At 57.5% G+C, this 12,923-nt stretch carries 14 protein-coding genes; 9 read left to right on the top strand and 5 right to left on the bottom strand.

Going from position 1 to position 12,923, the window contains the following annotated elements; translation table 11 throughout:
- The first annotated feature begins 167 nt into the window (after positions 1-167).
- Positions 168-836, top strand: coding sequence for a metallophosphoesterase (locus ABIQ96_RS26325; RefSeq protein ID WP_348217647.1), 669 nt, complete (start codon positions 168-170; stop codon positions 834-836).
- Between the two features lie 44 nt (positions 837-880).
- Positions 881-1,246 carry a hypothetical protein gene (locus ABIQ96_RS26320; RefSeq protein ID WP_348217646.1) on the top strand — a complete coding sequence of 122 codons (366 nt, stop codon included), beginning with the start codon at positions 881-883 and terminating at the stop codon, positions 1,244-1,246.
- Between the two features lies 1 nt (position 1,247).
- On the opposite strand, the gene ABIQ96_RS26315 is transcribed toward ABIQ96_RS26320, so the two are convergent.
- Positions 1,248-1,880, bottom strand: coding sequence for an LON peptidase substrate-binding domain-containing protein (locus ABIQ96_RS26315; RefSeq protein WP_348217645.1), 633 nt, complete (start codon positions 1,878-1,880; stop codon positions 1,248-1,250).
- Positions 1,881-2,035: 155 nt separating this feature from the next.
- Between ABIQ96_RS26315 and ABIQ96_RS26310 the strand changes: the two genes are divergently transcribed.
- From ABIQ96_RS26310 to ABIQ96_RS26285, 6 genes are all read left to right on the top strand, one after another.
- On the top strand, positions 2,036-2,767 hold the full coding sequence (locus ABIQ96_RS26310; protein ID WP_348217644.1) for an ATP-binding cassette domain-containing protein: 732 nt from the start codon (positions 2,036-2,038) through the stop codon (positions 2,765-2,767).
- A gap of 22 nt (positions 2,768-2,789) precedes the next feature.
- A complete protein-coding gene (locus ABIQ96_RS26305; protein WP_348217643.1) occupies positions 2,790-3,521 on the top strand; it encodes an ABC transporter permease in 732 nt (243 codons plus the stop codon).
- Positions 3,522-3,553: 32 nt separating this feature from the next.
- Complete coding sequence (locus tag ABIQ96_RS26300; RefSeq protein WP_348217642.1) at positions 3,554-5,449, top strand: Gldg family protein; 1,896 nt, start codon at positions 3,554-3,556, stop codon at positions 5,447-5,449.
- 113 nt (positions 5,450-5,562) lie between these two features.
- The gene (locus ABIQ96_RS26295; RefSeq protein ID WP_348217641.1) at positions 5,563-6,924 is read left to right on the top strand and encodes a DUF4340 domain-containing protein; all 1,362 of its coding nucleotides are present in this window, start codon (positions 5,563-5,565) and stop codon (positions 6,922-6,924) included.
- A gap of 7 nt (positions 6,925-6,931) precedes the next feature.
- Positions 6,932-7,810, top strand: coding sequence for an alpha/beta hydrolase (locus tag ABIQ96_RS26290; RefSeq protein ID WP_348217640.1), 879 nt, complete (start codon positions 6,932-6,934; stop codon positions 7,808-7,810).
- Between the two features lie 93 nt (positions 7,811-7,903).
- On the top strand, positions 7,904-9,307 hold the full coding sequence (locus ABIQ96_RS26285) for a TonB-dependent receptor (RefSeq protein WP_348217649.1): 1,404 nt from the start codon (positions 7,904-7,906) through the stop codon (positions 9,305-9,307).
- A gap of 1 nt (position 9,308) precedes the next feature.
- Here ABIQ96_RS26285 and ABIQ96_RS26280 read toward each other — a convergent pair whose 3' ends face one another.
- From ABIQ96_RS26280 to ABIQ96_RS26265, 4 genes are all read right to left on the bottom strand, one after another.
- Positions 9,309-9,791 carry a metal-dependent phosphohydrolase gene (locus tag ABIQ96_RS26280; RefSeq protein ID WP_348217639.1) on the bottom strand — a complete coding sequence of 161 codons (483 nt, stop codon included), beginning with the start codon at positions 9,789-9,791 and terminating at the stop codon, positions 9,309-9,311.
- A 231-nt stretch (positions 9,792-10,022) separates the two neighbouring features.
- On the bottom strand, positions 10,023-10,928 hold the full coding sequence (locus ABIQ96_RS26275; protein ID WP_348217638.1) for a DNA-binding domain-containing protein: 906 nt from the start codon (positions 10,926-10,928) through the stop codon (positions 10,023-10,025).
- Complete coding sequence (locus ABIQ96_RS26270) at positions 10,915-11,778, bottom strand: DUF692 domain-containing protein (RefSeq protein WP_348217637.1); 864 nt, start codon at positions 11,776-11,778, stop codon at positions 10,915-10,917. Before ABIQ96_RS26270 ends, ABIQ96_RS26275 begins: the two co-directional genes overlap by 14 nt.
- Before the next feature lie 66 nt (positions 11,779-11,844).
- The gene (locus ABIQ96_RS26265; protein ID WP_348217636.1) at positions 11,845-12,144 is read right to left on the bottom strand and encodes a hypothetical protein; all 300 of its coding nucleotides are present in this window, start codon (positions 12,142-12,144) and stop codon (positions 11,845-11,847) included.
- Positions 12,145-12,438: 294 nt separating this feature from the next.
- Here ABIQ96_RS26265 and ABIQ96_RS26260 point away from each other — a divergent pair, with 294 nt between their 5' ends.
- Complete coding sequence (locus ABIQ96_RS26260; RefSeq protein ID WP_348217635.1) at positions 12,439-12,909, top strand: VOC family protein; 471 nt, start codon at positions 12,439-12,441, stop codon at positions 12,907-12,909.
- Positions 12,910-12,923 lie beyond the last annotated feature (14 nt).

The following is a 12,923-nucleotide window of genomic DNA, read 5'->3' as shown; positions in this document are numbered from 1 at the left end:
GCCGATTTCGTGTTCCTCGCCACTCCATCCTTGATTCAGAACCCATGCTCTCCTATCAATCTCCCGCATCCCAGCACCATAGCTTAGTTTAGCCCATCAGTGGCCGGACTTCTGGGGCCAGCTCAGTCGATGACCCCGCCACGCCTAACATCAGTGAGGACGGACCGATGGCCGCATGGCTGCGTCTGGATCTGGCAAGCACCACCGCGACGTGGATCATCGCCTTCTGGCATCATCCGCCTTACTCCAAGGGAACCCATGATTCCGATGCGGAATCCCAACTGATCGACATGCGCACGGGTTTCAATCCGATCCTCGAACAAGGAGGCGTGGACCTCGTTTTCTGCGGACACAGCCACAACTACGAACGCAGTTTCCTGTTGGACGGCCACTACGGCACTAGCGGCACCCTCACACCGGCGATGAGAAAAAATCCGGGGAATGGCAGTGTTGCGGGTTTCACCACCAGCGACTCGGGTGTCATCCGCAGGGCTCCGGATTTCATCGCCACGGCAACCACCAGTGGCGTGCTGATTCCGGGAGATGGTGCTTACATCAAACCGCTCACCGGACCGCGCGATCATTTCGGGGCCGTCTATAACACGGCGGGGATGTCGGGGGAGGTTTACGGGTCCGAGTCCATCGATCATCCGGCTATGTGTGTTTCCTACAATCAGTTGGGAACAGTGAATCTCGATGTAAACGGTAACACCCTCAAAGCCACGTTCGTGCAGGCGGGGGGGCTCTGCCGGACAATTTCACGATCACCAAACAGGGCGCGGCGGATACCGATCACGATGGCATTCCGGACGCCTATGAAATCGCCAACGGGCTGAACCGTTATATCGACGACGCGTCCTCGGATCCCGATTTCGATGCGATGTCGAATTACGTCGAATTTGCCTTCGGCCTCAATCCGCATACGAACGACGCGGGTCCAGTCAAAGCAGACGTGCCGGGACACATTTTGACCAAACGCGGAGGACCAACAGTCTGGTATCAGGTCCCGGGAAACGGCACCGACTTCCGCGTCATTTTCATCCGTAGAAAAGATGCTGCCGAAGCTGGCATCGCTTACACTCCGCAGTTCAGCGGGGATCTCGTGTCATGGACTACCAGTGCGGCGATACCTTTGATCATCGCTGACGGTGGCGAGGTGGAGGCGGTCAGTCTGAATTTCCCGCTGTTCAGCCCCGGGCAACACGCGAATTTCTTCCGGTTGAAGGTCGGCAGGATTTCCAACTGATTCAATCCTCCGCGGTCGCGGCCGCACTGGCTTTCCGGAGGTATTCGCAGATGACGGGGATCCGGTCGCCTACTCTGTCCATTTCGAGCAAACTTTGCCGCAAGTCAGCCTCGTGGATGAATTGCTGACTGATGATGTCCGTCATCAGCGCCGGATCCTCCGCCCGGTCGAGCAAGGAGAAAACTCCGCTTTGAACTTCTTCCGGCAGGTGCCGCACCGCATCCTCGACCGAACCGCGGAGGGTTTTGACCGCGGCGGCAGCCTGTTCTTCGGGCGTGAATGTTGAAATTACCGGCTCAATGCTGGCGAACGGATAGTCCCGCTCCGCATGCCAATCCGTAAAACGCACTCGCATCACGCCGTGGATGAGAAGCTGCGAAGTGCCGTCGTCCTGTTCGCGGGACGCCCTTACGAGACCGATCGTTCCCACCGGAGCAACGCACTTCGTCGGATCGCCCGTCTCTTCTCCTAACAACCTCGCGACCGCGAAAAAGCAGTCCCCTTCCAGTGCCTCCTCGAGCATCTTCCGGTAGCGCGGCTCGAAAATGAAAAGCGGCAGCCCGCCGTGTGGGAAGAGCGTGCAGTCGGGCAAAAGCATCACGCCGCAGCGCTCGGGAAGATGAATACTGGCCATGTCTCCAGCAGGGATACACACGCCTCCGGGCGATGCAAGGCAGATACCTTACACGACAAGCCGTTATTGGCTTGAAAATTTGACAAATTTCCAAACAAGAATCGTGCACGGCACCGCTTCACGCGGGAAATCCCGACATAAATCCATTTTATCCCATGATCGAAGTCGAATCCCTGACCAAACAATTCGGAACCAAACGCGCGGTCGATAACCTCACGTTTACGGTAAAAAAAGGCGAAGTTCTGGGTTTTCTGGGACCTAACGGTGCCGGAAAATCGACCACCATGCGCATGATCACCGGGTTCATCCCGCCCAGCCACGGCGACGCCAAGGTCTGCGGAATCTCGATCGTGGACAACCCGCGCGTGGCAAAAACCAAGATCGGCTACCTTCCGGAATCCGCCCCTCTCTACAATGACATGACCGTCATCGGTTTCCTGAAATTCTGCGCTTCCATCCGCGGTCTCAAGGGTTCCGACAAAAGCGACGCCGTGGACCGGGCTATCGAAACGTGTTTCCTGGGCAGCGTCGCCAAGCAGTCCATCGACACGCTTTCCAAAGGCTACCGCCACCGGACCTGCCTCGCCCAGGCGTTGCTGCACGATCCCGAAGTGCTCATCCTCGACGAGCCAACCGACGGCCTCGATCCGAACCAGAAATTCGAAGTCCGCCAACTCATCAAGCGGCTTGGAAAAACCAAGGCGATCCTCTTCTCCACGCACATCCTTGAAGAAGTCGAGGCAGCCTGCTCGCGGGCCGTCATCGTCGACCGTGGAAAAATCGTCGCCGATGGCACTCCGGCTCAACTGTTGGAACAATCCGGCACAGGCTCCCTGACCGACCTGTTCCGCAAGGTCACATCGAGCGACACCGAAGCCGCCGCCTGAACACTTCAAACTAACACCTTCCATGTCTTCCTGCACCATCTACAAGCGCGAGCTCTCCAGCTATTTCTCGCAACCCACCGCTTACGCGATCATCGTCATCTTCCTCCTCTTTTCGCTCGGGCTCACCTTCACATTCGGTGAGTTCATGCGCGTCGGGGATTCCTCGTTGGAATGGACCTTCCTGTTCTGGCATCCATGGGTCTATATGCTGCTCGCACCGGCGGTAGGCATGAAGCTATGGGCCGACGAACAACGCACCGGTACGATCGAGCTGCTAGGCACCTTCCCGGTTTCCACCTGGAGCGCGATCATTGGAAAATTCCTTGCCGCCGCCACCGTCTGGCTCATCGCCCTGATCCTCACGTTTCCGATTGTCGCAACGGTGAATTACCTCGGAAATCCCGACAACGGCGCGATTTTCTCGGGCTACCTCGGCAGTTTCCTGGTTTGCTGCACCTTCCTCGCCATCACCATGTTGGTGTCGGCATGCACCCGCGACCAGGTCGTCTGCCTCATCGTTTCCGTCTCGATCTGCGTGCTGTTGCTGCTGTGCGGCTATGACCCCGTCACCCGCGAGCTCTCGAAAATCGTTTCCCCCACCGTGCTCGACGGCATCGTTTCCTGCGGTGTCTGGGATCACTTCAGCTCACCTAACAGCGGACTATTCCGATTGAAGGACTTCATCTGGTTCGGCTCGATCATCTTCGTCTGCCTCCTCGGCACCAGCGCGATCCTCTCGTCCAAGCGCGCCTAACTTCTTCCCGAATTTCAAATCTTCATTTTCTCATGAAAACCACCCATCCGGTCACCCGCGCAGCTTTCGGAGTCGCCGCGCTCGTCGCCATCGCCCTGCTGGCCAACTGGCTTGTCTCGCTCACCCCCCTCGGCAATCGCGGCGCAGACTTCACCGAGAACAAGGTCCACACCCTGTCCGCGGGTACCCGCGCCATCCTCACCGAGCTCGATACGCCCGTCGTGATCCGTTACTACGCCTCGCGCAATACCGACTACATGCCGGAGGATCTCAAACTCCACATGCGCCGCGTCGATGACTTGCTCAAGGAATACTCGTCCATTTCCAAGGGCAAACTCCGAATCGACAACCTCGATCCCGAACCCGATACCGATGCCGAGGACTCCGCCAATCTCGACGGCATCAACGGCCAGCGAATGGACGACCAGAACCTGTTCTTCGGCCTCGCCATTTCCTGCCTCGATAAGAAAAGCGTGATTCCTTTCATCGATCCCCGCGATGAGACGATGCTCGAGTATCATCTTTCCAAGGCCATCTCGGATGTAAGCACTCCCACGAAGCCGAAGATCGGCATCATGACGGCACTCGATCTCAAAGGGGCGCCTGCGATGATGCCTGGCCAACCTCCGACTCCGGGCTGGGTCATCTATCAGCAGCTCAAGCAGACCTTCGACGTGGTCGATATTTCAATGGAAGGTGCCACCATTGATCCGAAAGTCATCAAGGTTCTCCTGCTGTTCCACCCCGCTGATATCAATCCGGAAACCGAGTTCACCGTCGATCAATACCTGCTCAATGGTGGAACCGTCGTCGCCTGTCTCGACGCCTACTCCGTGGCCGCGCAAATGACATCCGGCAGCAAGAATCCGATGATGCAGCAGCAGCCCAATCCGACGACATCGACCCTCCCCACCCTGCTTCCGGCATGGGGAGTTTCCTACGAGTCGGCCCAGGTGCTCGCAGATCCTTCGCTCGCAACCAAACTCGGCGGCGACCGCCTCGGCCTCGCCGTCCTCACCTGCGGCAAGGACACCATGCCGCAAAAAGACAACGTCATCACCAAGGATCTCGGTTCGGTGACATTCTTCCTGCCCGGTGCCTTCACCATCAAGGGTGCTTCCGGCGTAACCGCCACCTCGTTGATCAAATCCTCCGCCAAGGCGGGATTCGTGGATTCCATGAAAGCCTCCCAGTTGGATCCGTCGCTCTCACGCACGATGAAATCCAGCGGCACGGCGTACGACCTCGTCACCCATCTAACCGGCACCTTTAAAACCGCCTTCCCTGGTGGCAAACCCAAGCCGACCACCCAAGGCACTCCGGCCCCGGAAAATAAGGACGCTCCGAAACCCGCCTATCTGAAGGAATCCACAACTCCGGGAAATGTTTTCCTGATCGCCGACGTGGACGCCTTCTACGACCGCTTCGCCTACAACGTGCAGAACTTTGGTGGCCAGCAAATGGCGTCCCCATCCAACGGAAACTCTTCGCTCCTCCTCAACCTGCTCGATCAGGCGGTCGGTTCGAAATATCTGATCGGTGCCCGCTCGCGTTCCGCCATCCGCCGTCCGTTCACCGTTGTCCAGAAAATGGAGGACGATTTCAACAAGACCGTCGGCGTGAAAATCGAGGAATTCCAAACCAAGCAAAAAGACGCCCAGCAAAAGCTCAGCGCCCTGCAGTCTCAGAAATCCAACAGCTCCGATCTCTATCTATCACCCGCACAGGAGGACGAAATCAAGAAACTGCGCCAGGAGCAGGTGGATTACTCCAAGAAAATCCGCGAGGAGGAAAAGGAACTTCGCCGCCAGAAGGACAAACTCGCGGGCAAGATCACCTTGCTCAACGTCGCCGCCATGCCGGTGCTCGTGATCCTGATCGGCCTCGCGCTGTTCTTCAAACGCCGCTCGGCCACACGGGCCAGATGAGGAAGTTGATAGTGGATAGTTGATGGTTGATAGCAAATATTCGGCTTACCTCAATTTTCCACATCCCATCCTCTTACCATCAACCATCAACTCTCAACCATCCACTTCTTCAAATGAACAAACGCCAGGTTATCATCCTCTGGGTCATCGCAATCGCTCTCGGTGCCGCGGTGGCGGCCGTGAAACACAGTCAGAACAAAACGATCGTCAGCGCGACCCAGCGTTCCCGCAGCCAGACCTTGTTCGAGTCGTTTCCCGCCAGCGATGCGGCGACCATCGAAATCCAAGGTGCCTCGGGCACCGTCTCGCTTGCCAAGAAAGACGGCAAATGGGTAGTGGTGGATCGTAACAACTATCCGGCGAACAGCACCTATGTGAACGACTTCCTCCGCACGCTCGCCGATTTGAAAATCACGCTCGGAATGCAGGCGGGGCCGTCGTTCGCACCGCGCTTCGGAATGGATGAAAGCGCCACCAAGGCCGAGGACCGCGGTCTCACCGCCACGTTCAAGGATGCCAGCGGCAAGGAAATCGCCAAGGTTTCGTTAGGCAAGAGCATCGACAGCAGCTCCGAGCCTTCTCCGATGGGCAACAGCTCGGTCGGCCGCTACGTCCGCAACCACGCCGACGAGTCTGGTTTCTACGCCGTGAGTGAAATGTTCCCGTCTGTTAGCGCGGAGGCCAAGCGTTGGCTCGCAGACGGATTCATCAGCCCTGAGAAAGTGAAGTCCATCGCCGTCACCCAGCCCGGCAAAACCGACATCGCATGGAAACTCGTCCGCGAGGGCGAGGACGCCGAGTTCAAACTCGAAGGTGGAACCGCCACCGAAGTTCCGGACACCACGGCGACCGCTCCGCTCAAGAGCATCTTCTCCTATGCACGGTTTGAAGACGTCGTCCCTCCAGACAAGGTGGCCGACCGCATCGTCGCTGATCAAAAGCGCACGGTCACCATCGATACTTTTGAAGGATTTGTTTACACCATCAACATTTCTCCAACCAAGCCGGCGGCAGCTCCCGCCACTCCTCCGGCAGCCGGAGAAGAGCCAGCCGCTACGGACAATTTCCTGATGACGGTCGATGTAACGGCTGAACTCCCGAAAGAGCGCAAGAAGGAAGACGGTGAAAAGCCTGAGGACGCGAAGACCAAGGACACAGCCTTCGCCGATCGTTTGAAATCCCTAACTGAAAAAATCGCGAAGGAAAAAGCCTTTACCGGAGTCACCTTCGAGATCGGTAAATCCAGCGTTGAAGCGTTGCTCAAGGACCGCACCGCGATCATTACCAAGGCCACACCTCCTCCCGCAGCCGGAACCCAGAACTCCCCTATGCAGAAGTTCCCAGGCGGCATGATCGCCCCGCCACCAACCAGCGCCACCACGGCCCCGATCGAAGCCGTCACTCCACCGATTTCAGTCCCTGCCGCGGACGACGATGGCGAAGTGAACGAAAAAGACGAGGACGACAATCAGTAATACCACCATGCGTGCCCTGCTCTTCATTCTCGCCTTGACGGCATCCTCCCGTGCGGAAATCGAATTGCTGGGCAACGTGGACTACGTCGGCAAGGGCGATCCGGCGCAGACTCTGGACTTGTTAGTCCCGCAGGACCACGCCACGAAGAAACGCCCCTTGGTGGTTTTCATTCATGGCGGTGGTTGGAACTCCGGCCGCAAGGAAGATGGATTGGCCGCAATGCGTCTGTTGTCCTCCACCGGCGACTACGTCACGGCGACGATCAATTACCGGCTTAGCCAGGAAGCGGTCTGGCCCGCACAGATTTACGATTGCAAGGCCGCGATCCGTTTCCTACGCGGCAAGGCCGATGAATACGGCATCGACGCCGAGAATGTCGGCATCATCGGCATGTCGGCCGGCGGTCACCTGGTTTCCATGTTAGGAACCAGCGGGGAAATCGCCGCGCTGGAAGGCGATATCGGACCATTTCCCAAGCAAAGCAGCCGAGTCCAATGCGTGGTAAACTTCTTCGGCCCGACGGATTTTCTCACCATGAGTGGCGACGCCCTCCAGCCGAATCCCGTCACCGCCCTGCTCGGCGGCATCGGCCCGGACCTGAAGGAAAAGGCCAAGCAAGCCTCACCGGTGACTTGGGTGACAAAAAATTCCGCGCCATTCCTCACCGCCCACGGCACCAAGGATCCGCTCGTGCCGTTCGCCCAGGCCGAGGAAATCCACCAAGCTCTACTCAAGGCTGGAGTCGAATCCCACCTCATCGCCATGCAAGGCGCAGGCCACGGATTTTCCAACAACACGCTCAACCAGCGCATCCACCAGTTCTTCGACAACCACCTTCGCCATCAAACCGGTGCGATTTCCGACGAGCCGATCAACGCTCAGTGAGATCTGCCGGCTGGCGAAAAAACATCAGCGCGGCCTTGATTCCGGCTGGCGAACGCGCCGCCGGATTGGCGTGAACCGTGCTTAATGCCCGGCATGCAACAGGAAGAGTTGGACACCCATTCCAAGGCGTTGAAAATCAATCTCGACCCGCGCTGGTACGGGACGCTTGCGGAAATCGGGGCCGGCCAGGAAGTGGTCCGATGGTTTTTCCGGGTCGGCGCGGCGGCGGGAACGGTGGCGAAAAGCATTTCCGCCTACGACATGATCGTCAGCGACGCGATCTACGGCAGCGGCGACCGCTACGTCTCGCGTTCGCGCTTGCAGGCCATGGTGGACCGCGAGTTCGAATTGAACGTCGAGCGGCTCAGCGACAAACGAGGCGACAACACCGCGTTTTTCGCATTCGCGGACACGGTGGTGGCGCGGAGTTTCAAGGGCGGCAACGAGTGCCACGGTTGGATGGGCATCAAATTCCAGTCCCGCCCGCGTGACGAACCGAGCCAGATTCTCATCCACGTCCGGATGCTCGACACCGAAGCATCGCTCCAACAGGAGGCGCTGGGCGTCGTAGGCGTCAATCTGTTATACGGCGCGTTTTTCCTGCATCACGAGCCGGATTTGTTAGTCGAGAGTCTGCTGGACAAATTGACCACCGGCCGCATCGAGATCGACGTCATCGAGTTCAAGGGCATCGAGTTCCGCGCGGTGGACAACCGCCTGATCAGCCTGAAGCTCGTCCAACTCGGCCTCAGCGGCGCGGCGATGTTCGGCGCGGACGGTCAGGTTTTGCAACCGTCCGAGATTCTCTACAAAAAAGCGGTACTCGTCGAACGCGGCAGCTTCCGACCGCCGACGCATGTGAACTTCGACATGCTGCAAAGCGCGTTGGAGAAATTCAAAGCCGACCCGGCGGTCCAGGGAAAGGAAGTACTTCCTCTGTTCGAACTGACCATGCGCAACCTGTTGGCAGGTGGCGACCAGATCGACCGGCGGGATTTCCTCGCCCGCGCGGACCTGCTAGCCGCATGCGGGATGACGGTCCTGATTTCCGACTACTTCGAATATTACCGCCTCGCCGCCTACATTTCGTGGCGGACGAAGGAACGGATCGGCATCGTGCTGGGAGCGCCGAGCCTTACCGAGTTGTTCGAGGAAAAATACTACACGCAACTCCCCGGCGGGATTTTGGAATCGTTCGGACGGCTGTTCAAAAATGAACTCAAACTCTACGTCTATCCACTCAAAAACGGAGAGACCGGCGAACTGACCACCATCGAAAACCTCAAGGTCGCCCCCGAGCTCAAGAAGCTCTATGGCTACCTCGCCGACCGCGGCAGCTTCGTGAACCTGGACAATTTTAAACCGGAATATCTCAGCATCTTCTCGCGGGACGTGCTTAAAAAGATCGCCGCCGGTGATGAAGCGTGGAAGGAAATGGTGCCGGAAGGTGTTTCCGATCTCATCTGCAAACGGCGGTTCTTCGGCTGCAAGGGCTAGCTCACTTTGATTCAAGGTCTATACCTAGAAGTTCGATTTCGGATTCGATGTTCCGTCGGGCGAAACTTTCAAATGCGGAAAATCCATCGGTGAAATAGATCCGCCCCGCTAGAAATCGTTTCAAAATCGCCCTACGACCTGCGACGAACTCTGAGTCCGGCACATGGCCATATTCCCTCCGGATCGCCTCCGCATAGACCAGATAATCGGCAGGATCAGCAGCTAAAATGGCGAGATCGATATCTCGAATCAGATCTTCATCCGGCCTGCCGCTCCGTTCCTGCGAGTAATCCGTTGCGAGAATCAATCGGACCACGTTGTCCGACAGAGTGGAATCCAACCACAGCGCGAGATAAATTTCGAAAAACCGGGCGCTCAGTGCTTCATTGTCGCGTGACTTCGGATCATAGACGACATCGTGGAACCAGATCGCCAGTTCGATGGCCACATCCCCCGATTCCATCCGATCCAAATCCCCTAACATCGATTCCACGTGAGTAAGGCTGTGATAATGCCGATGCGACTCTGAGTAATGTTCCACGATCAAGTTCCCAACGTGCTGACTGACGTCATCAGCGATGGCGAGACGCCTGCAAAGGTTCAGAAAACGCCCGGAAGAATTCATGGATAGGACTCTGACAGAAATAACCGGCAGGGTGAAGTGTTTCTCAGCCGCGCGGGGACGAGACGTCCCCGCCCCCTATCTGACGCCGCCTCAATCCTCCATCGCCCGTGCCTGAGAGCCCATCTTGTCGATGCCGCTCCAGTCCATTTCGCGCACTCCCCGGTGTTGGACGACGGAAAAATTCTCCGCTTCGGCGGTAGGTGCCAGTGCGATCCAGCGGCGGCTTTGCCAATTCGCGAACCACTCGGAGATTTCTTCCGGGGTGGGTTCGCGGTCGGTCGGTTCGGCGAAGAGCGAGGCGAGCGTTCCTCCACGGCGGAGACGGCTCAGGAGGACGAACTCGAGCGGATCCATCCGGCATTGCACCACTTTACCTCCATCGCCACGGCACACGGCGAGATAGACGGGATCCTCCGCTTCGGGCGCGAAGGATTCCCAGTCCACGCAGAGATCGGCGGGAACCGGCAGCTCCAACAGCATGACGTGCGGCTGCAACCCGAGCTCGGCGCTGGCGAATTGTTCCGGCGTCACCGGTTCCCATTCGGCCGCCTCGAAAACCGCCATGTAGGTATATTCCAACCGCGCGATCGCGGAAAACCACCGACGCTTGGATTCATCGAGTGCATTCCATTCGGCGGTGAAATCCGCGAGACGGCTTCCGAGATGGCGGAGCGTGAAACTGGACGACGGACAAGCTAACAAATACGCCTCCATCAACGCCCAGAACGTTTCCTCGCCCGCCATTTTCCGCAGTGTGGGAAAATCCTCGGCGATGGAATCCAGCACCCGGAACCAATACTGGCGGTGATAGAGTTCGAGACTCTCGGCGGGAGTTAGATTCGCGCCGTGCTTCAGAAGTTCCTCCGCCTTCGCGAGAAATTCCGGCGAGTGCCCTTCGTCCACCGCTGCAAGTTCGGTGCTTGCCCGGCTCCTGCCACGCAAGGGCATTTGCAGGGCGGAAAAAAACTCGCGCTGGGTTTGTTCAAGCGGCCGCATGATCTGCTTTTTTCGCCAGCGCCGATTCGCGCCACGTTTCGGATTTACGGGCCTCGGTCCAGACTTCCTCGAACGATGGAATCTTGCCGTCCCATTCGAGTAGAGTGGCCACCGTGCCGCAGCGCTCGATCGCGCGTTCGTAAAGTTTCCACACCGGATCGATCACCGGATGGTCGTGGGTATCAATGATGAACCGTTCGTAACGCGAATGCCCCGCGATGTGGATCTGCGCAACGCGCTCCGGCGGGACGAAATTGACATACTCCAGCGGATCGAAGCCGTTGTTGATCGAGGAAACATAGATGTTGTTCACGTCGAGCAGAATTCCGACATCGGCCAGCTCGCTGACTTCCGCGAGAAATTCCCACTCGGTCATTTCGTTGCCGTTGAAATCTCCATAACTGCTGACGTTTTCGACCGCGAGAGGGACTTCGAGAAAATCCTGCGTCATGCGCAGGTTTTCCGCGGTCTTCCTAACCGCTTCGAAGGTGAAAGGGATGGGTAACAGATCGTGGCTCATGCTGCCATCGATGCTGCCCCAGCAAAGGTGATCCGAAATCCACGGGGTGTTCGTGCGTTTCACGAGGCGCTTGAGACGCTTCAAGTGATCGCGGTCGATACCGCCGGCGTTTCCCGGATAGAGTCCGACGCCGTGTTGGACGACGCGGTATTGTTCAAGAATCATGTCGAGGACTTCGAGCGGACGCCCGCCTTCGACCATGTAGTTTTCTGAAATGATTTCGAACCAGTCCACCGTCGGTTTTTCGGACAGGATGTGGGCGTAATGAGGCGATCGAAGACCGATCCCCGTTGCCAATTCCACACCGCCGGTAAATCGCGAGGCACTCATGATTCCATTCCCTAGAGAAAAAGAAACCCCGCAGGACTTTGGGTCACTGCGGGGTTTCTGTGAAAATCAGAGGATTTCGCCTTTCTTTTCTTTTTCCTTATCCTTGCCCTTGCAGCCGTCTTTGCCCTTGCAGCCATCCTTGCCGGAGCACTTGTCCTTGTCGGCATCGGCGGCGGCGACCACGTTGAGGGTGCCTTCCTTCTTCTCCTTGTCCTTGCCTTTGCAGCCGTCTTTGCCGTCGCACTTGTCTTTTTCCTTCTCGGCGGCGACCGGGGAGAACTTGAGGGTGGTGGCGTGGGACACTGCGGTTCCAGCGGCGAAGACTCCGGCGAGGGCGGCAGCCATGAGGGTAGTGGTAGTTTTCATAATCGTTTTTTTAGGTTTGGTTGTTGGTTGAAGCAAGGTCTCTTTGATTTAGCGGCCTTGTATGGAATAGGAGTCGCACTTCCCTGCGATATTCCAACTATTTTTCTTGGGGTGATTCACATAGGGTTATGGAGTTTCTCTCCTTCGGACTGGTCCGGGCAGCATGAGGAACGGCGCTGGAAAAAATTCCACACGATTTGTCCTGCGCCGCCGGACCGGTTCGTCGAATCCTTAGTTGGACAGAATCGCTCACACTCCAAGTGGAGATCGAAGTCCGGAAACAGAAAACCAATCATGAAACATCCCAAAAAATTTGCAGCTAAATGCGTGACTCCCTTTCTCTGGTTCGACGGGCGGGTGGAAGAGGCTGTCACTTTTTACACGTCCATCTTTGAAAACTCGAAGGTCCTCAGCGTATCGCCGATGTCCGCAACGTTCGAGCTGGCCGGGCAGCGGTTCATGGCATTGAACGGCGGCCCGCAATTCCACTTTAACGAGGCGGTTTCCTTTTTCGTCAGCTGCGAGACCCAAGATGAGATCGACTATTTCTGGGACAAGCTATCGGAAGGCGGGAAGGAAAGCCGCTGCGGCTGGTTGAAGGACAAGTTCGGAATGTCATGGCAGGTCGTTCCGGAGATCTTGGGGGAGTTGCTCGGCGACGAAGACGACGGCCGCTCGCAGCGCGCGCTCCAGGCGATGCTGAAAATGAACAAACTCGACATCGCCCGCCTCAAGGCGGCTGCCGACAACGATCAGGCCCATTGAATTTCAAAAACGGA

It is taken from the genome of Luteolibacter sp. (genome assembly GCF_039920825.1).
In the GTDB taxonomy this organism is placed as follows: Bacteria; Verrucomicrobiota; Verrucomicrobiia; order Verrucomicrobiales; family Akkermansiaceae; genus Luteolibacter.
The sequence above is the reverse complement of the archived record's forward strand: the minus strand, read 5'-3'. Positions and strand labels throughout refer to the sequence as shown.